Source organism: Streptomyces recifensis (genome assembly GCF_002154615.1).
Lineage (GTDB): Bacteria > Actinomycetota > Actinomycetes > Streptomycetales > Streptomycetaceae > Streptomyces > Streptomyces griseoluteus.
In genome coordinates, this window is record NZ_MUNH01000075.1 from 13162 (window position 1) to 31760 (window position 18599).

An 18599-nucleotide genomic window follows, 5' to 3' on the forward strand; every position below is an offset into this window, starting at 1 on the left:
CCTCGCGGTTGCGTCGGCCCGGTACGGGTGAGATTACTGGTCTGTACTGTCTGACACATCCTGACCCCTGGGGTCGCGATGTACGGCACCCGAACGTACGGGGCGTGACTGATATGCGGCCGAACGATGACGCCCACACCTCGAACGACGGCTCTGATCGCCTGTTCGCCGAGCCGGACGCTCTGCTCAGCGAGGCCTTCCGCCAAATTTTGTCGGACTGCGGCGCCGACGTTGCCGTCCTCTATGCGGGTACGCAAAGCAACAGCACGTCGTTGACGGCAATGGCCGTGGGTGGGGCGCCACCCCTCATATTCTCGATTCCGGAGAAGATATCCTGTGCCGGTCCTCGCGCATCGGCCGTGGCCTACCGCACCGGGACCACTGTGGTCATGGATGTCGCACTTCCTCTCCAGGGTGAAGAACACTTGCTCGACTTCATGCCCTATCCGCGCCTTGCCATTGCCGTACCTCTCTTCTTCCAGAACAAAAAGCTTGGCGTATTGACTGGCATATGGATTCCGCCCAACGAGCCCGCTGCGACCGATTCAGCAACTCAAGCGATGGAGTTGCTCGGTAATAATCTGGCCCGGCATCTGGCCGACGGTGCAATTATCTCGCGAATGATGGCCCACGCTCCCGTGGTCCTTCCGTCCTTCGTCAATCGTCTCGAACAGAGCTCCCTGTCCCCGCTGCCGGATCCTCGGTGGGGCGCCCCCTCGATTCCCGGCTCCGCTGCACTGTCGCAGATGTACCAGGTCCATAGATTCGCGGCGGAGTTGAACAGGGCACCCGGAGTCGACGAGGTCATGAAAGCCCTGAGGGATCGAGTCATGAGCCCCATGGGAGCCGAGGACTGCACGGCAGTGGTGTCCGTTGATGGCAGGCTGCTCGTAGTGGGGTTCAATGGTTCGGCGGATTTGGCGAGGATGCTGCACAGCGCTCCCGTGAATAACTATCCATGGCTCACGGATCTACTCGGTACAGGGCGCTCCGTCTTCCTCTCCGATCGAGAAGCCACAGACGCCGTGTTTCCGGTACTCGGAGAAGTCGGCTTGGAAGCATGCGCTGTCCTGCCGCTCATAGGCAGCGGGGCGTTTCGCGGGGTTCTTGTTCTTGGCTTCCGCCAGGCTCGGATCATCGACAGCGATGAGCAAGCTCTGCTCATGATGATGGCGGCGCATTTGGCTGTCGCGATCGAACGCTGCCGGCTCAATGAGGCGGAACACGCTCTGGCCGCTGCCCTCCAGAGGAAGCTGCTCCCGCCGGCGCTGCCCGACTTGCCGGAAGCCCTGCTTACGGCTCGGTACGTCTCCGCAGCATCTCCGGCGGGCATGGGTGGGGACTGGTACGACGTCATTCCCCTCCCGGGCAACCGTACTGCCCTGGTCATAGGTGACGTGCAGGGCCACGACATCGACAGCACGGTGGTCATGGGGCAGATACGCAGTGGAATTCGGGCGTACGCGACCGAAGGTCATGCTCCGACAGATGTCCTCGGCCGTTCCAGCGCCCTGCTCTCCGAACTCGACACAGATCTGTACGTTACGTGCTGCTTCGCGCGCCTCGACCCGGAGGGAGAGCTCCTCGACGTCGCGTTGGCCGGTCATCCGGTTCCCCTTCTTCGGTGTCCGGAAGGGAACATTGTCGAAGTGGACGCACCCGCTAACCTGCCGCTTGGAATTTCCTCTGAATACGCGTATCGCGGCATCGAAGTGCCTATTCGCCCCGGAACCCTCATCATGCTCTACACGGACGGTGTTGCTGCCGGGGCCAGTGACGCCGACGCCGTCTCCGCGGCCCGGGACCTTCTCCATTCCGTACGTGATATTACTTCAGAGTCTATTCACAAAGTGGCCAACGTCATGGTCGCCAGTTTCTCGCAACATCCCAGACTCCGGGCCGACGACATGGCGTTGCTGCTGGCTCGTTACGAGGGAAATCCGCTCGGGTCAGCACGCAGGGTCGACCGTATGGCGTTGCAGAGTCATGACGTCCAGGGCGTGCGAACTGCGAGGAATTTTGTTCGGGATTACCTGATCGAGCGAGGCCTGCCTGACCTCGTCGACAACGTGCAAATTATGGCATCGGAAATCGTGACAAATGCACTGATCCATGCCGGCACCGATGTCGAAATATCGATCCGGGATTATCAGGACCGAGTTCACTTCGAAGCCCGCGACACTGGGGTCAAACCGCCGATTCCCATGCCCATCACCACTTCTGACGAGGCTAACGCTACAGCCGAACACGGCAGAGGGCTGAGCATCGTCGACGTTCTCTCTTCCGCGTGGGGTACCTCGCCGCACGGCAAGGGGAAAGCGGTTTGGTTCGATGCCCCTAAACCTTGAAGCTGAGCGGCCGCCCTACCGTTGCTGCTCGCCATCATTCTGCCGGTGGCCGCGCTTGGCTCGCTGTTCGCCCGACGAAGCTGTGTTCGTCGGCGCGGACGCAGGAAAGAGGTGTCCGCGAGCGAGCGCTACTCCAGTGCGGATCCCGAGCGCTACGTACGACAGGGTGAGAAGTGCAAGCAGCGCGTACACATAGGCCCTGGCGCCGGGAACACGCTGCTGTTCGATCCAGTAAAGTGCGGCACTGACCACGACTGCCCACGAAAAGGTGAAGGCCCAAAAGCTCGGGAAGAAGGGAAGCTTCATAAACATGGGAATCAGCCTGACCTGCGCTGCCACCATGAGGAGGCCGTATCCCGCGAGTCCCACCACCATGCCGTCGACCTGTGGACCGAAAGCCGCGATATAGGCCATGGTGGCGACTGCCGCTGGAGCCACCTCAATGGCCAGAGTCGGGACGAGAGGCGGAGGGAGCGGCGGTCCGAAGAAAAGTCGGCCGAGGATCATTGATCCCAGGATCACCCAGCAGATGAATCCGAGACCGAACATCAGGCGGGCCACTTGGAACTGGCCGACCACCCCTGCACTGGCCGCCGCGACGAATCCGCCTGCCACCGTAGGCAGAAAATAGCCGGGGTGGAGGTTTGCCACTTCCAGCGGGCCGTATATCCACTGACCGGTGAACCACCCCCCTATCACAAATGTGATGACCAGGAAGATGTCAATGAGCACGACGGCCGATGTGTGCGCATAAGGCGCCAGGGCTACGGCGGACAACAGCATGGGAATGATGGAGAACAGCGAGGCGAAAGGTGAGAGAATGGGGTCCACGGCGTCTTGCCGAGCAGCACGTGGAGAGTCGACTGCATATCGAAGGAAATAAAGGGAAACGAGACACCAGGTGACGGCGGCAGCGACTGCCATGACATTCCCCACCACGACACTCGCATATCCCTGCCTCGCCGCGGTGAGCCACACGCCGGCCAGTCCGGCCAGGCCGAAGGGGATGCCGAACGCATTGAACGGTATTCGCCTTGCAGGCATGACTCCTCCGATTGGCCGTCGACTGCCCGGCAACGGCGGCCCGAGAGGTCGTGAACTCTTCCCGCGGCGGCGATAGGTGATCCTGCCGCCATGAACAGGATCGCGCAGGCGAGTCCACGCGGGCAGTACACCGCTACCTGACGAGTTCCGCGATGGCCATCGCCTCGATGCGAGCCTCGTCGCAGCTTCCGCAGTCCCCGAGGGCAGCCAGGTAACGTTCCGCGTCCAGCGCGGCACTGCAGCCGGATCCCGCCGCCGTTATGGCTTGGCGATACTGATGGTCCACGACGTCACCGCAAGCGAACACACCGTTGATGTTGGTCCGGGACGAACGGCCTTCCACGGCTATGTAGCCGGTGTGCGTGAGCGCTACCTGCCCTGTGACGAGTTCGGTCCGCGGTTCGTGTCCGATCGCCACGAATATGCCGCTGGTGGCCCAGTCCTCTTCCCGCCCGTCTGTGTCCCGCAATCTGAGGCCGGTGACCTTCTGGTCGCCCATGATGTCGATCACTTGCCTGTTCCACAGTACGGATATTTTTTCGTCTCGCTTTGCCCGGTCCTGCATGATCTTGGAGGCCCGAAAGGCGTCTCGCCGATGAATGATCGTGACAGTGTTCGCGAACCGCGTCAGAAAGGTCGCCTCTTCCAGGGCGGAGTCACCACCACCTACGACAACGACATCCTTGTCCCTGAAGAAGAACCCGTCGCAGGTCGCACACCAGCTAACTCCTCTTCCAGAGAGGCGCTGCTCGCTCGGCAACCCCAGCTTCCGGTATCGGGAGCCGGTGGCGAGGATGACCGTGCGAGCAGAGTACGGAGACCCGTCCGTATCGAGCACCGTCTTGACATCGCCTCCGAGTACGACACCGGATACGTCGTCCGGAATGAACTCGGCCCCGAACTTCTCGGCCTGCTGCCGCATTCTGTCCATGAGATCGGGCCCCATGACGCCTTCCGGGAAACCCGGGTAGTTCTCTACGTCGGTCGTGTTCATCAGCGACCCCCCGGCGGAGATCGCTCCCTCGAACACCAGAGGAGCCAGACCCGCCCTGGCGGCGTACACCGCCGCCGTGTATCCGGAAGGGCCGGATCCGATGATTAGGACATCGCGCACTGCGACCATGTCAGGACCTCTTCACCTGCGGTGTCGACCGTTGCCTACAGGCCGCTCGCATTCCGGTAAATGCCGGTTTTCGGCGCTCGGTTGAGAGACGACACCGTGTTCCGGCGAAGCCAACCCGATACTCCCCCAGCGTGCCGGCGTAGCTGACTCGCAGGCGCCTTTCCTTACGCTAAGCCCGCGGCCAAACTGCCGCACCTCAAGCCATAGACCCCCGCAGGCAGCACGCCTCCGCTGACCCGGCGAGGGTCGCCGAAGACACTCCACGGGGTCTTCCCGGCGTGCGGGTCTGCTCATGTCCTCTTGATATGCCATGTAGTTCGGCCAAGGCTGCCGAAGTGAAGGGGTGATCTGGCGCAGACAAGCGGCTCGATCCGTCGAGGGCCGGCGCCCCGAGACCTCCCTTCGCGATCGGACACCAGCCGCTCCGACCCGCCACCCTCTCCCGACACCCGCGCGTTGCGGGGCTGGCGCCGCGAACCGACGGGAGCGCTACCGAACTTGACGACGTGGAGGCGCGCCAGACGATCTGGGGGCTTCTCAAGTCCGGCCCTCGACGGCGTGCGGGACTCCAGGGCGAATCCGGATGTCGTCGCCGGGCGAATCGCCGGGCTCGGACGATCATCGAGCGGGATGCCGGGGCTCGTACCGGATCGGCAGCCGCGTCGCTGGAGCGGGTGACTCCGCCGGTTGTGCCTTCGCTTCCGCCCTCACCTCTGAAGAGCACCCGGCCCGGCTGCGATCCCGCCGTTCAGTCGCTAGCGTGGATGGGTGAATTCGGACATCTTGATGGGATACCGGAACCACGCCGTGAGTCGGTGCCCCGGCCCATGAGGGGAGCAGTTCTCATGAAGCGGAAGTCGAACACCTCCGTGAAGGCGCTGACCATGGCGGTGGTGACGGCTTGCGCTCTCAGTGGGCCGCCCGCACTCGCGTGGGGCGGCGCCGGGCAAGCGCGTGCCCACGCCGCCTCCGCCGCACGCGCGCTCCAGCCGGGAAGCCTCGACGTGCTCGGCGCGCGAAGGGACCAGAAGAACCCGTACGACGTGATCAACGCCGCAGCCGCTCGTGACCCCATAACCGTCACCCCTCTCAGGGACAACATCTACATGTTCCAAGGATCGGGCGGGAACATCGGTGTGCTGCCGACGGGCGATCATGGTGCCTTCATGGTGGATGCCGGGGTGGCCGTGTCGCGCCAGAAGATCGAAAGTGCCCTCAAGAAGCTCGGGGTCACCCGCGTCGACAACCTGGTCAACACCCACTGGCACTTCGACCACACGGACGGAAACAACTGGGTCCACGAAGACGGAGCGACGATCATCGCCACACCGAACACGCTGCACGACCTGAGCAGCACCATTCGGGTGGAAGAGTGGTCGCACACCTTCACGCCCGTTCCCGCCGGAGCGCGTCCGACGGTGACCATCCCCACGGAGAAGACACTCACCGCAGGCGGACAGCCGGTGCGGCTGCGCGCCTACAGCCCCGGTCACACGAACGGTGATCTTTCCGCCTACTTCACCCGGGCGAACGTGCTGTTCACCGGAGACACCTACTGGAACGGTCTCTACCCGTTCATCGACTGGGAGACCGGAGGCAGCATCAACGGAATGATCCGGGATGCCGACCAGAACATAGCGTCGGTGAACGCCGCCACCATCGTCGTGCCTGGGCACGGCCCTCTCGGTAAGCGCGCCGACCTGGTGCAGTACCGGGACATGCTCGTCTCCATCCGCAACCGCGTCGCCGATCTCAAGCACCAGGGCCTCTCGGTCGAACAGACCGTCGCGGCCAAACCCACCAAGCCCTTCGACGCCAAGTGGGGGCAGGGCCTCATCGGCCCGGACCTCTTCACAAAGCTCGTCTACCGCGGCGTGTGAGCACAGCTACGGGCTGCGGTGACCCTAGCTCGTAGCAGCAGGCGTGAGAGCTCCGGAAGCTTCCCTTCCGGAGCTCTCGCACGCTGCACGCACCCCCAGCCGACCAAGTCGAGGATCCGAGGGCGGAGTGGGAGACGACTGTCGCTGCCACCGGGTGGGTGGCATTGAAGACCGGTGGACGGCCGAACCATGCCTGCGGCGCGGTCACCGGCAGCTTTATTGACTACTCGGTCCAGATCTGGTTCGCTTCTGCGTACCGGCGGCAGCGGCGAGCGGTGCGGCTTGTGATCCGCGCGACGACCGACTCCCCGGGGCCCGTCACGACATGGGACTACGGAGTCGCCGTCGCCCCCGCGCCCAAGCCCATCCACCGCTCACTTCCTGTCCTGGCGCCAGTTGGCGCGAGAGGCCATGCGCCCCTCCCCAGCTACCCACACGCCGGACCATCGACCAACATGGACCAAGGTGCGCTCATGGAACCTGAGACCAGAACACCGGCCAACTCCGCTGTTGTCCTCGTGGACTACGTGACCGGATACGCCAACCTCATCCGCTCCCAGCCTCTGAACGAGAACATCACAGGAGCCGTGGCACTGGCCCGTATGGCCATCGGCTACAGGATGCCACTGGTTGTCTCCATCGGACCCGAGCAGGATCCACGCGGAGGCCTTTACCCCGAAGTGTCGCGAGAGATAGGCGATCATCCGATCATCCATCGGGGGGGCACGTTTGATGCTTTCGGTCATCCCGAGTTCGAGCAAGCGATCAAGGCCACCGGCGTCAAGCACCTCATCCTGGGCGGGCTGGCGACGGAAGGATGCATTCAAAGCACTGCTTTGAGCGCGCTGCGCAAGGGATACGGCGTGAGCATCGTGGCAGACGCTGTGGCAGGTCTCACGCAGGTAGCTCACGACACGGCCATGACAAGGCTGGTTTCCGTGGGTGTCACCCCGCTCACATGGCTCGCGCTCGCCTCGGAACTGCAGGTCAGCTACGACAATGTTGAGACAGTGGATGTCTTCCTCTCCGTGCAGGCACTGTCGTCGTCCTTCACGATGAACGCGGCGACGATGGAGAACGTGAGCCGCATCAGCCGGGGCGAGCGCTAGGGTCGACGATCGCCGTCCAGCTTCCCCGGTCGGGCTCGATCCGTCCCCATGATTCCGTCATGGCGGCTTTTCGGGGAAGCCGGCTGAGGTCCTCGGCGGGGGCGTGTCGCCCACGACCGTGCGCCCGGCCACTCCGGGTGTGGTCACCCACCTGATGACAGGCTCGCGATTGCGATGACGAGCCACATGAAAGCCACGCCCGCGACGGTCAGAGCGAGGGTACCTTTCGACGGGTGAGGGCAGTGCGCCTCCGGGAGGATGTCCGAGGTGGCCAGGTACAGCAGAACACCCGCGAAGAAGCCCAGGTACATTCCAAGAATGTTCTCGGGGATGGTGAATGCGAGCGTCGCGGACGCACCGAGCAGTGGTGCAGCAGCGTCGGCGACCACCAGGGCCTTGGCCCGTCCTGGCGCATCGCCGTAGAGCTGCGTGATGGTGTAGGTGTTGAATCCGTCCGCGAAATCGTGAGTCACGACCGCGATGGCAACGACCCATGCGATCGTTCCTCCCGCTTGGAAAGCGGCTCCGATGGCGAATCCATCGAGGAAGCTGTGTCCGACCAGGCCGGCGGCGGAAGCGATGCCGATGCCCTGGGCCGAGCCCTCTGGTCCTCTTCTTCCGTGGCTGTGCGGGGCGTACTCGTGCTCGTGCGCCTTGTGGATGGCCACTCCGCGCTCGACGATGTGAAGGCTCAAGAAGCCTGCGGCCAGGAGCAGGAGCACCACCGGAACGCCGAGAAGCTGTCGTGGCTGAGCCTGAAGCGCCTCGGGCAGAAGATCAAAGCACACCACGCCCAGCATGAGGCCCGCAGCGACTCCCAGCACGAGGTGTCGTCGGTCCACCACCCGATGAGCGACGACACCGCCGAGCAGGGTCGTCACGACAGCACACAGGGCGATGATGATCGGCATTCCCGCATTGTCCCGGTTCCTAGACATTTTCCCTGGGGAGGCGCGGGGAAGATGGCCTGCGGGGGGCAGTAGTCACAGACCCCGCATCCCACGGCTCGCGGCGCGCAATGACGCGAGCCGTCAGCTCTCCCTGGGCCATGGCAGGTGTCAGGCTGGGGCTTCTGGCCGTGATGATGGCGGGCGCGGCGGTCATGCGGATCTCGACGGCGCCGGACGGCCTGCTCAGCCCGGGTGACAAGAGGGCCGGGGCCAGTCAGAAGGCACTCGCTTTCATCGGCGTCTAAGCCCTGGGCACGTGCGTTCCGTTCGCTGTCACCACAGCGCTCGGCACACTCCGACTTCCCGCCACAGTTGCGTGCGCGGCGATGGGCACTGCCGCCTCATCGCTGTCGTCACCCGTGATCTGGGGCCCCTTCGGCGCTGCTGTTGCCGCCTTCGGCACCGTCTTCCTCATCCGGCGGAAGAGAAGAGGTCCGTCATGTCCGACCCCCTAGCCGTCCGCGTCACACACCCGGGGCTCCACATATCCGGCGGCCGAGACGGAGGCGGTCAAGTCCGCCGCACGAGCAGGGGCGGGACAGCCGTCAGGAGCACCGGCGCCTGCGGCGGAGAGCAACAACAAGTCCCGTGCCGACGGCCGTCAGAGTGGCGGCCGCCCACGCGGTGATGGTGGTGTACGACTGGCCGGTGCTGGCCATGTGGTCGGCCGGGGCACCGGAGACCTGCTCGGTCGCGGCCCTCTCGATGAGGTCTGTCACCTCACCCGGGTGGGAAACCGGCGCGACGTGGGACGAGTTGAGCTCGACAGCGGTGGCCTTGGCTCTCTTGACCATCCAGCGCTGCACAGCTACCGGGATGTTGTGGTCCTGGACCGTGACCACGTCGTAGGCGGGAATCTTGGACCAGGCAGCGCCGGTGAACACGCCGTCGCCGAACTTGGCGTCCACAGGACGCTGTCCGGCTGCAAGGATCTTGGCCTCGTTGAGTGGTACGTCTTGGGCAAACTGCTGCGGGAACAGGTCCTGCTTCACGTACAACTCGGTGCCGGTGCCCCCGGCAGGCATGGGGTAAGGAACCTTCTGAAGGGTGCTGCCCAGGGTGCTCCCAGGGTACTTGGCGACCAGTCCGCCAGTGGTCTCCCCCTTGACGGGCAGGAAGCCTGCGACCGAGACGATGGCCTTGGCGTTGGAGTTGCCGAGGGCGACCTCGTTCGCGACGGACGTGCCGTACGAGTGGCCGGCCAGGATGATGGGGCCACTGATACTCCGGAGCACACTGGCGGTGTAGGCCGAGTCGTAGGCGAGCCCACGCAAGGGATTGGCGATTGCGACGACCGGATACCCGTCGGCCTGCAAACGGGATATGACTCCGTTCCACGAAGACGCGTCCAGATTTGTGCCGTGGACCAGGACGACGGTGGGTTTCTGTACGCTTCGCGCTGACTGTGGGGTCGAGCCCCCCGCGAACGAGTACGGCGCCGCCGTTGCCACGATGGCCGTCGTCGCGGCGAGGACGGCAACGGTTCGCACCTTCGGCACGTTTCCAGCCGATATGTCGTTCATGGCAAGGTCAACCTTCATTCGGGGTCGGGTGATCTCATGCTCATGAACCTCGCAGCCGGGGGCATACCAGGTGACGCATTCGGGTGAAGGCCGCGGACAGGAGCGGATGCGCTGCCGGACCGGCTGCCCGCGAACGCCGGTGCGACCTGTGCTCTGCCGGGAGGACTGGCCCGCGTCGCTCCGTCGGTGACGGCGGGCCGGAGTGCTCGGGAGGCCTCACCCGGCACGGGTGTCAGGCGGTCACCGCGCCTCGCAGGAAGGTGTTCCAGCCGCCGGCGGGACTCTGGCCCACGTCGAGTGAGCGCAGCGCGGTGAGGATCGCAGGACTCTGGACGTCGAGCCAGTCGGTGAACTGACGGAAGGAGACCAATCGGATGTCCTTGCCCTTGTCCCTCTCTTTGGCGATGTGCACCAGCGTCTCCTCCACCGCGTCCATATAGATGCCGCCGTTCCACTCCTCGAAGTGGTTCCCGATGAAGAGGGGTGCGCGATTGGACTCCAGGGCCCTGGTGAACCCCGATATGTACGCCTGGGCGGCCTGACGGCGCCAGGACGGGTAGTTGTACGCGGGTGCCTGGGTGGAGTTGACCGACTGGTTGGCCAGCATGTTGTAGTCCATGGACAGGACTTCGAACGAATGACCGGGGAAAGGTATCTTCTGCAGCGGCAGGTCCCAGAGGCCGTTCTTCTTCTCCGGCCAGACCTGGCGGCCGCCGGGTGAGGAGGCGTCGTAGCGCCATCCCAGTTCCCGGGCGGCGACCAGCAGATGCTCCTGACCCATGAGGCAGGGTGTGCGGCTGCCGACCAGTTCCCTGTCGTAGTCGAAGGGCAGGGAAGGCAGGTGGGTCCAGCCGGTGTTGGTGCGCCACTGCTTCACGAAGGACTTGGCCTGGTCGATCTCACTGCGCCACTGCCGCGGCGTCCATCTGTCCACGCTGCCGGGACCGCTGCAAAAGTGTCCGTTGAAGTGAGTGCCGATCTCGTGGCCGTCCAGCCAGGCCCGGCGGACGCCGGACAGGGTCGCCTGGATATGGGCGTCAGCGAGGTAACCGATGTCGGACGCACCACGCGGATTGTTGGGCGGGTCGTACTGGCGCCTTTTCGCTTCCGGTAGCAGGTAGAGGCCGGAGAGGAAGAAGGTCATGTGCGCATCGTGTTCCTCGGCCAGGTCGAGGAAACGCGGAAAGAGACCGTTGCCGACCTCAGCCGCCCCGTCCCAGGAGAAGATGACGAACTGCGGGGGGATCTGCCCGGGCTCCAGGGGTACCGGCGCACCCGGCTGGCGCGGCTGCCTGCCGGTGTAGGCGGTGGAGCCGTCCCCGATGAGTCGGGCAGCCGGCTCAGCGGCGACGGGCTTGACGCCTCGTGGGGCGCTCGGGGCCGCCAGGGATGATGACGGCGTCAGGACACCGCTTCTCACCCCACCGGCGGTGGCTGCGGCTCCGGCGGCCATTCCGAGCACTCTTCGACGGGTTACACCACGCACAACATCCTCATCCCTCACGATTGACGGGCCTTCGCCGAGGCCCTGCCTGACCGAGCACCTACGTGAAGGGCGGACATCCAGGCGGTTGCCGATCTTCCCGGTACACATTCGTTGAACGGTTAACAATCGGGATCATGCGGATGTTCCGTGCCGTCGGTCGCCGACGCGTCGGATGTCAGAGGTGGATGGCCAGCCGCGTGTCACCGTCCGCCTCGTCCAGGCGCCGCAGGGCGTCCTCGCGGGTGGTTCCCGCACTGAGCATGACGATGGCGGTCTTGGCGTGGCCGTCCGCCTTGCGCAACGCCTCGGCCGCTGCCTCGGAGTCGGCACCGGTCGCCTCGACGACCATGCGGTGGATGCGGTCGACGAGCTTTTCATTGCTGGCCTTGACGTCGACCATCAGATTTCCGTACACCTTTCCCAGCCGGACCATGGCGGCGGTGGACAGCATGTTGCAGACCATCTTCTGGGCGGTGCCGGCCTTCAGCCGCGTCGAGCCGGTCAGTACCTCGGGGCCGGTGAGCACCTCGATCGGGAAGTCGGCGTAACGGCTGATGATCGCGTCGCGGTTGCAGGCGACCGACACCGTCGCCGCACCGCGGGACGCGGCGTGCCGCAAGGCTCCGATCACGTACGGGGTACGGCCGCTGGCGGCCAGGCCGACGACGATGTCCCGCTCGTTCACCGCGATCTCGTCGAGGTCGGCAGCAGCGGCAGAGGGCTGGTCCTCAGCACCCTCGACGGCGACGGCGAAGGCATCGGGTCCGCCCGACAGCAGCCCCACGACCTGCTCGGGCGGTGTGCCGAAGGTCGGCGGGCACTCGACGGCGTCCAGCAGGCCGAGACGGCCGCTCGTGCCGGATCCGACGTATATCAGGCGTCCGCCTCGCCGCAGGGAGTCGACAGCCGCTTCGACGGCGGGCGCGATCTGGGGAAGGGCGTCACGCACCGCCAGGGCGACGGACTGATCCTCTGCGTTCATGACAGCCAGGAGTTCGTCGGTCGGCATGCGGTCGAGGTCGGTGGTCCGCTCATTGCGGGTTTCGGTTCCGAGGGTGCTCAGGTCCACTGTGCGGGTGTCCTTTGGAGAAGTCGGATGAAGTGGAGTTCGGGGCGGCGCAGGGCAACGGGGCTCAGTCGGCGCCCGGGGCGTCACGCTTGCGCTTCGGGCGCCTACGGGACTGGACAGCCTGGTGCGTCTCGTGCAGCGCGGCGGAGGTGGCGGTGAAGGATCGCTGGGCTACTCCGACGAACAGGCAGTCCACGAGTGCCAGTTGGGCGATGCGGCTGACCGTCGCGCCGGAGCGCAGGGATGTCTCCCGAGCGCAGGCCACCAGCACCACATCCGCGGTCCGCGCGAGTGTGGAGTCGGGGACATTGGTCAAGGCGATCGTGGTGGCGCCGCGCTTCGCTGCGGCTTGGAGGGGTTCGACGGTGTCCTCCGTCTCTCCTGAATGGGAGATACCCACCACCACGTCCTCGGCAGTGAGGAGTGCGCTCGCCGTCAACGCGGCGTGCCGGTCGGCCCAGGTGAAGACGATGTGGCCGAGGCGATGCAGCTTCTGGTGAAGATCCTGCCCGACGAAGGCGCTGGCGCCGACGCCGAAGATGTCGATGCGCCGGGCCCGGCACACGGCGTCCACCGCCTTGCCCAACGCCTCGACGTCCAGCTCAGCCCCCGTGTCCTCGAGGGCCCGCACCTCGCTGTAGATGATCTTGTCGGTGATCTCCCGCAAGGTGTCGTTCGCCCCGATGTCGGTGCCCGGGACCGGTCGGCCGCCCCCGAGCGCGTACTCGCGGGCAGCCGATGCGGCCAGTGCGAGACGGAGCTGCGGGTAACTGGTGATCTCGATGGCTCGACAGAAGCGCATCACCGTGGCAACCGAGGTCTCAGCCCGCTCGGCGAGCGCGGTGATGGAGAGTTCGGCGGCCTTCCCGGGATCGGACAGGACTGCGTCGGCCACGCGTCGCTCCGAAGGCGGGAGTGAGGGCAAGGCGGCATGAATGCGCGCGAGCGCAGTCGAATCCGGAGCCTCCTCCGCAGCCGACTGGCGATCTTCAGCGGGATGCGTCATGCGTTCCTCCTGGTCGAGGCGCTCAGGCTAGGCTCCCGACGGAGGGACGTCAAATATTTACGTCAGATTCGACTTCAAGTTACTTCTTGACATGCGCAGCTTCTGCTTCCAATACTCGCTAGCCAGCAGCACCCGCGCCGGGCCTCAGGGCCTCGCCCTCACCGGTCGACGCGCGGCAGGACTTCCGCACTCCCGAAGGCATGCGATGACAGCAGTAGTGGCAGTGGACCTCGGCAAGACGGGTTGTCGTGCCGCGCTCTGGAGGGGCACGGGTCCCACCGGTGACGTCCATGAGGTGGAGGGCGCGCCCGGACTGGCAGCAAAGGACGGCGTGATCGCCTCGCGCGACGCGGTTCTGGCCGCAGTACGGCCGCTTCTGGAGGGAGGGCATGCCCTCCCTCTGGCAACGGTCTGCGTGGGCGCAGCCGGGGCTGCCACCGCGCCAGAGGCAGCGCGGGCCATGGCCCGCCTACTGCTGCGCGACCTCCCCACTCGAGAGGTGGCTGTCACGAGCGATGCGATCACCGCCCACGCCGGTGCGCTGAACGGAGAAACCGGTGTGGTGCTCGCCATCGGCACCGGCGCGGTAGCCGTCGGGATCGGAGCGGGTGGTGTCTTCGCCCGCGTCGACGGGTGGGGACCATGGCTCGGCGACGCGGGCAGCGGCGCCTGGATCGGGCTGGCCGGACTGCGGGCCGCACTGCGGGCCCATGACGGACGCGGTCCGGCCACTGCCCTGCTGGCGGCGGCCGTCGAGCGCTTCGGCGCTGTAGGGCAGTGGCCCGCGGTGGTGGCCGGTGACGGCAATCCCGCGCGCACCGCCGCCTCGTTCGCACCGGACATCGCCCTGCTCGCCGCCGAAGGTGACGAGGCTGCCGGAAGCATTCTTCACGAGGCAGCCGCGGAACTGGCCCAGTCCGTGGTGGCAGCTGGGAGGCCGCTTGGCGACAGTGCGGTCGACATCGCGCTCACCGGTGGGCTCGTAGGCATCGGTGAGCCGCTTCTGGCGCCTCTTCGTGCAGCGCTCGCCGTTGCGGCAGGCCGGGTTCGCCTGCGGGAGGCTCTCGGTACTCCGCTCGACGGCGGTCGGCTGCTGGCGCTCAGCACTTCGCTCCCACACGAGTCCCATGTCGTGCGTGTACGGGGGGACTACCCCTCCGGCGTCGTCCCCGCTATGCAGGCTGCCCCGGCGGCCGCTTCCAACTAGGAGAATTTCGTGCGGCAACTCGACCTGCTGGTGATCGTCGCCTACCTGGTGGTGATCGCCGTCATCGGCCTGCGGAAGGCCGGACGGCAGAAGACGTCCAAGGACTACTTCGTCGGCGAGGGGCACATGCCCTGGTGGACGGTCTCGTTCTCGGTGGTGGCCACCGAGACCAGTGTCCTCACCGTCATCAGCGTGCCCGGCGGGGCCTACAGCGGGCAGGGCTTCGGCAACGTCGAACTGGCCCTCGGCTACATCATCGGCCGCGTCGTGGTCGCCACGGTGCTCATCCCGCTGTACAAGCGCGGTGGCTTCGTCAGCGCCTATCAGTACCTGGGTGACCGATTCGGTCTGAAGCTGCAGGGGCTCGCCTCGGTGACGTTCGTGTTCACCCGACTCCTCGCCGAGGGTGTGCGGCTGTTCGCCTCCGCCATCCCCATCAAACTGCTGCTGGACGAGCTGGGGGTGCATGCCGGCTTCCGTCTCATCATCATCGTGCTCACGGTGATCACCGTCGTGTACACCTACCTCGGCGGCATCAAGGCGGTCATCTGGACCGACGCCATCCAGATGGGCCTGTACCTCGGCGGCGCGATCCTGACGATCGCCGTCCTGTCCGGGCACGTCGGCGCCGATGGCTTCTCCCACGCCCTGGACGCGGGCAAGTTCAAGCTGTTCGACACCGGCCTCGACCCGGTCCATGTCCTGACCAGTCCGTTCGCCCTGCCGACCGCGATCGTGGGCGGTGCCATCTTCTCGATGGCCAGCCATGGCTCGGACCAGCTGATCGTGCAGCGCATCCTGGCCACCAGCTCCCTGCGCGAGGGTCAGAAGGCCATGATCTTCTCGGGTGTCTTCGTCGCCATCCAGTTTGCCGCCTTCTCCCTCGTCGGCGCCCTGCTGTGGTCCTACAACAGGGGCAAGAGCTTCGACCAGCTGGGTCTGGCCAGCTCCGACAACCTCTACCCGAACTTCATCCTGCACGGGCTGCCGGTGGTGATCTCGGGCCTGCTCGTGGCGGGCATCCTCGGGGCGGCGATGGGGTCGTTGTCGTCTGCCCTGAACTCCATGTCGAACTCGACGGTCGCCGACATCATTCACAGTTTCTTCCGCGGCAGCCCCTCGGAGGAGTTCCTGCTCAGACTCGCGCGGGTGATGACGCTGGTGTGGGCGGTGCTGATGGCGGTGTTCGCCTGTGCCTTCAGCACCAGTACGGGCAACGTCTACCTCACGGGCCTCACCATCGCCGGATACACCTACGGTGCGCTGCTCGGCGCCTTCCTGCTGGGCCGCCTCGTACGCCGGGCGAACGAAACCGACTCGATAGTGGCGTTCGTCGTGACGATCGGTGTCATGACCTACATCGTGCGAGGAGTGAAGATCGACGTCGACGTGGCCGGCGCCACCGTTCCCACGGCCATCGCCGCCCAGTGGCTGGTGCCGATCGGTGTCCTGGTCACCCTGGCCGTCGGCGGTCTGCTCAGTCTGTTCCACCGCGCGCCCGAGCCGCCCGCGGACCTGGCCGACGGCGAGAGGCGGGACTCCGGTCGTGCCTCGGCGGTCACCGGTCGGCGGTGACGGCAACGCGTAGCACCTGAATTCATTCCCATTGCCGGGGTGGTGTACGGGCGGTAGGGAATCCGCGCACTGCCCCGGTCCCCCGTACGTACGAGGAATCATGAGCCCTGCTGCCACACCCACCCCACATGGCCGGCGCGATGCTCTGGCCGACGTGCTCGCCTCATGCGTGAGTGAGCCGGCCAGGGTGCGGACCGAACTACCCCGCCGGATCGCGGCCGCCCACGACGCCTCCCCCTACCTGTTCACCCCGCGCGCCGTCGTGAGCGCCGCGTCCGTGGCGGAAGTGGGCGCCCTGATGGCGGGCGCGCGCGCGGCGGGCGTGCCGCTGACACTGCGCTCGGGCGGCACCAGCCTGGCGGGGCAGGCGGGCGGCGAGGGCATCCTGCTGGACGTACGCACCCATTGGCGCGGCGCCGAGGTGCTCGACGACGGCCGGCGCATCCGGCTGCAGCCCGGGCTGACGGTCCGACAGGCCAACGCCCGTCTGGCCCGCCACCAGCGCCGGCTGGGCCCGGACCCGGCGAGCGAGGCCGCGTGCACCATCGGCGGCCTCGTCGCCAACAACTCCAGCGGCATGAATTGCGGCACCCGCGACAACGCCTACCGGACCATGGAGTCGCTGCAGTTCGTCCTCGCCTCGGGCACCGTGGTCGATTCCTCCGACCCGGACGCCGACGCGGCGCTACGGGCCCGGGAACCGGATCTGCACGCCGGGCTGCTCCGGCTGCGCGATCAGGTACGCGACTCTCCCGCCGCGCGCCGGACCGTCGAGCGGCTCTTCGCGATGAAGAACACGATGGGGTACGGGCTCAACTCCTTCCTGGACCATACCGACCCGGTGGAGGTCCTGGCCCACCTCATGATCGGCAGCGAAGGCACGCTCGGCTTCGTCGGCGAGGCGGTGTTCCGCACCGTGCCGGTACTCAAGCACACCGCGACGGGTCTGCTGGTCCTGGCCGGGATGGCTGAGGCCACCGACGCCCTGCCGGCGTTGCTGGCCGTCGGCGCCCGTACCGCGGAACTGCTGGACGCCGCCTCGCTACGTGTGGCACAGCAGTCCCCCGACACAGCACAGGTGCTGCGCGGACTGCGGGTGGAGCGACATGCCGCCCTGCTGGTGGAGTTCGCCGAAGAGAGCGCCGAGGAGCTGGCAGAACGGACCGCGGCCGCGCAGGCGGTGCTCGATCGGTTGCCCGTGGTCGGCAGCGCGACGCTGGTGAGCGACCCTCGAGTCCGGTCCCGGCTCTGGCATCTGCGCAAGGGCCTGTACACCGCGGTGGCCGGAGCTCGCCGCCCCGGTACCACGGCGCTGCTGGAAGACATCGCCGTGCCCATGGAACGGCTCACGGGGACGTGCACCCGTCTGACAGAGCTCTTCGGTCAGTTCGGCTACGAGGATGCCGTGATCTTCGGGCACGCCCGCGACGGCAACTTGCACTTCATGCTCACCCAGGACTTCGACTCCCCCGCCGAGACCGCGCGTTATGCCCGTTTCACCGACCACATGGTCGACCTCGTCCTCGACCAGGGCGGCACTCTCAAGGCCGAACACGGCACCGGCCGCGCCATGGCGCCCTTCGTCCGCCGCCAGTACGGCGACGAGCTCTACGAGGTGATGCGCGAGGTCAAGAGGCTGTGCGACCCGCACGGCGTGCTCAATCCGGGCGTGCTCCTGGACGAGGACCCGACTGTCCACCTGCGCGGCCTCAAAAGCGTCCCCCCGGTCGATCCCGCCGTGGACGCGTGTGTCGAGTGCGGCTACTGCGAGCCGGTCTGCCCCACCGCAGACGTCACCACCACCCCCAGGCAGCGCATCGCGCTGCAACGCGAGATCGCACTGGCGACGGCTGCTGGGGACCACGAACGAAAGCGCGCGCTGGAGGACGATTACGCGTACGCGGCGGTGGACAGTTGCGCCGCCGACAGCCTGTGCGTGACCGCCTGCCCGGTCACCATCGACACCGGAGCGGTGATGAAGCGGCTGCGCTCCGAGCGCCACAGCGCTACGGCACAACGCGTCGGCGATGCGGTGGCCCGTCACTGGGGCCCGGCCGTGAAGGGCGTGCGCACCGCCCTCAACACCGGGCACGTCCTTCCCGCCCCGCTGGTCCGCGGAGCGACCACTGCGCTGCGCCGAATGGGCGCGGGCGATCTGGTGCCTGCCTGGACCGACGACGTCCCCCGAGGTGGGCCGGCTCGTCCGGCTGCCCGGCAACCCGCGGCGGCACGAGGGGTCTTCTTCGCCGCATGCATCGGCAGTGTCTTCGAGGCCGGAG

Annotated in this window: 14 protein-coding genes; 7 read left to right on the forward strand and 7 right to left on the reverse strand. The window is 66.4% G+C overall.

Features of this window, described 5'->3' with window-relative positions; translation table 11 throughout:
• Window positions 1–113 precede the first annotated feature (113 nt).
• The gene (locus tag CCN33_RS04985) at window positions 114–2348 is read left to right on the forward strand and encodes a SpoIIE family protein phosphatase (protein WP_086691509.1); all 2235 of its coding nucleotides are present in this window, start codon (window positions 114–116) and stop codon (window positions 2346–2348) included.
• A 15-nt stretch (window positions 2349–2363) separates the two neighbouring features.
• Here the strand turns inward: CCN33_RS04985 and CCN33_RS04990 are convergent, their stop codons facing one another.
• Both CCN33_RS04990 and trxB read right to left on the reverse strand, forming a co-directional pair.
• Window positions 2364–3392, reverse strand: a complete 1029-nt coding sequence (locus CCN33_RS04990; RefSeq protein WP_086691511.1) for an SLAC1 family transporter — start codon at window positions 3390–3392, stop codon at window positions 2364–2366.
• 133 nt (window positions 3393–3525) lie between these two features.
• Window positions 3526–4515 (reverse strand): thioredoxin-disulfide reductase, encoded by a 990-nt coding sequence (gene trxB / locus CCN33_RS04995; RefSeq protein ID WP_086691514.1) that lies wholly within the window; start codon window positions 4513–4515, stop codon window positions 3526–3528.
• A gap of 845 nt (window positions 4516–5360) precedes the next feature.
• On the opposite strand from trxB, the gene CCN33_RS05000 reads away from it, so the two are divergent.
• Together CCN33_RS05000 and CCN33_RS05005 are read left to right on the forward strand one after the other, a co-directional pair.
• Window positions 5361–6395, forward strand: a complete 1035-nt coding sequence (locus tag CCN33_RS05000; protein WP_208621658.1) for an MBL fold metallo-hydrolase — start codon at window positions 5361–5363, stop codon at window positions 6393–6395.
• A 473-nt stretch (window positions 6396–6868) separates the two neighbouring features.
• Window positions 6869–7504, forward strand: coding sequence for an isochorismatase family protein (locus CCN33_RS05005; RefSeq protein ID WP_167387772.1), 636 nt, complete (start codon window positions 6869–6871; stop codon window positions 7502–7504).
• 143 nt (window positions 7505–7647) lie between these two features.
• Here the strand turns inward: CCN33_RS05005 and CCN33_RS05010 are convergent, their stop codons facing one another.
• Complete coding sequence (locus tag CCN33_RS05010) at window positions 7648–8415, reverse strand: ZIP family metal transporter (protein WP_086691518.1); 768 nt, start codon at window positions 8413–8415, stop codon at window positions 7648–7650.
• A gap of 137 nt (window positions 8416–8552) precedes the next feature.
• Here CCN33_RS05010 and CCN33_RS31840 point away from each other — a divergent pair, with 137 nt between their 5' ends.
• The gene (locus CCN33_RS31840; protein WP_167387773.1) at window positions 8553–8699 is read left to right on the forward strand and encodes a hypothetical protein; all 147 of its coding nucleotides are present in this window, start codon (window positions 8553–8555) and stop codon (window positions 8697–8699) included.
• Between the two features lie 300 nt (window positions 8700–8999).
• Here CCN33_RS31840 and CCN33_RS05015 read toward each other — a convergent pair whose 3' ends face one another.
• The 4 genes from CCN33_RS05015 to CCN33_RS05030 form a co-directional block, all read right to left on the reverse strand.
• Window positions 9000–9977, reverse strand: a complete 978-nt coding sequence (locus CCN33_RS05015) for an alpha/beta hydrolase (protein ID WP_086691536.1) — start codon at window positions 9975–9977, stop codon at window positions 9000–9002.
• Window positions 9978–10209: 232 nt separating this feature from the next.
• On the reverse strand, window positions 10210–11430 hold the full coding sequence (locus tag CCN33_RS05020; RefSeq protein WP_086691520.1) for a polysaccharide deacetylase family protein: 1221 nt from the start codon (window positions 11428–11430) through the stop codon (window positions 10210–10212).
• Window positions 11431–11638: 208 nt separating this feature from the next.
• Window positions 11639–12532: an N-acetylmuramic acid 6-phosphate etherase gene (gene murQ / locus CCN33_RS05025; RefSeq protein ID WP_086691522.1), complete on the reverse strand. Its 894-nt coding sequence runs from the start codon at window positions 12530–12532 to the stop codon at window positions 11639–11641.
• A gap of 64 nt (window positions 12533–12596) precedes the next feature.
• Entirely contained in the window at window positions 12597–13538 is a 942-nt protein-coding gene (locus CCN33_RS05030) for a MurR/RpiR family transcriptional regulator (RefSeq protein WP_086691524.1), read from the reverse strand.
• 223 nt (window positions 13539–13761) lie between these two features.
• Here CCN33_RS05030 and CCN33_RS05035 point away from each other — a divergent pair, with 223 nt between their 5' ends.
• The 3 genes from CCN33_RS05035 to CCN33_RS05045 all read left to right on the forward strand — a co-directional run.
• On the forward strand, window positions 13762–14745 hold the full coding sequence (locus CCN33_RS05035; RefSeq protein ID WP_244173672.1) for an N-acetylglucosamine kinase: 984 nt from the start codon (window positions 13762–13764) through the stop codon (window positions 14743–14745).
• A gap of 9 nt (window positions 14746–14754) precedes the next feature.
• A complete protein-coding gene (locus CCN33_RS05040; protein WP_086691530.1) occupies window positions 14755–16320 on the forward strand; it encodes a sodium:solute symporter in 1566 nt (521 codons plus the stop codon).
• 169 nt (window positions 16321–16489) lie between these two features.
• A partial coding sequence (locus tag CCN33_RS05045) for an FAD-binding and (Fe-S)-binding domain-containing protein (protein ID WP_244173674.1) occupies window positions 16490–18599 on the forward strand: 2110 nt, incomplete at its 3' end.

Coding starts and splice junctions, on each gene's coding strand:
- CCN33_RS31840 (WP_167387773.1), top strand. CDS start 8,553: ATGGCAGGTGTCAGGCTGGGGCTTCTGGCCGTGATGATGGCGGGCGCG.
- CCN33_RS05000 (WP_208621658.1), top strand. CDS start 5,361: ATGAAGCGGAAGTCGAACACCTCCGTGAAGGCGCTGACCATGGCGGTG.
- CCN33_RS04990 (WP_086691511.1), bottom strand. CDS start 3,392: ATGCCTGCAAGGCGAATACCGTTCAATGCGTTCGGCATCCCCTTCGGC.
- CCN33_RS05030 (WP_086691524.1), bottom strand. CDS start 13,538: ATGACGCATCCCGCTGAAGATCGCCAGTCGGCTGCGGAGGAGGCTCCG.
- CCN33_RS05015 (WP_086691536.1), bottom strand. CDS start 9,977: ATGAACGACATATCGGCTGGAAACGTGCCGAAGGTGCGAACCGTTGCC.
- CCN33_RS05005 (WP_167387772.1), top strand. CDS start 6,869: ATGGAACCTGAGACCAGAACACCGGCCAACTCCGCTGTTGTCCTCGTG.
- CCN33_RS04985 (WP_086691509.1), top strand. CDS start 114: ATGCGGCCGAACGATGACGCCCACACCTCGAACGACGGCTCTGATCGC.
- CCN33_RS05020 (WP_086691520.1), bottom strand. CDS start 11,430: ATGGCCGCCGGAGCCGCAGCCACCGCCGGTGGGGTGAGAAGCGGTGTC.
- CCN33_RS05010 (WP_086691518.1), bottom strand. CDS start 8,415: ATGCCGATCATCATCGCCCTGTGTGCTGTCGTGACGACCCTGCTCGGC.
- trxB (WP_086691514.1), bottom strand. CDS start 4,515: ATGGTCGCAGTGCGCGATGTCCTAATCATCGGATCCGGCCCTTCCGGA.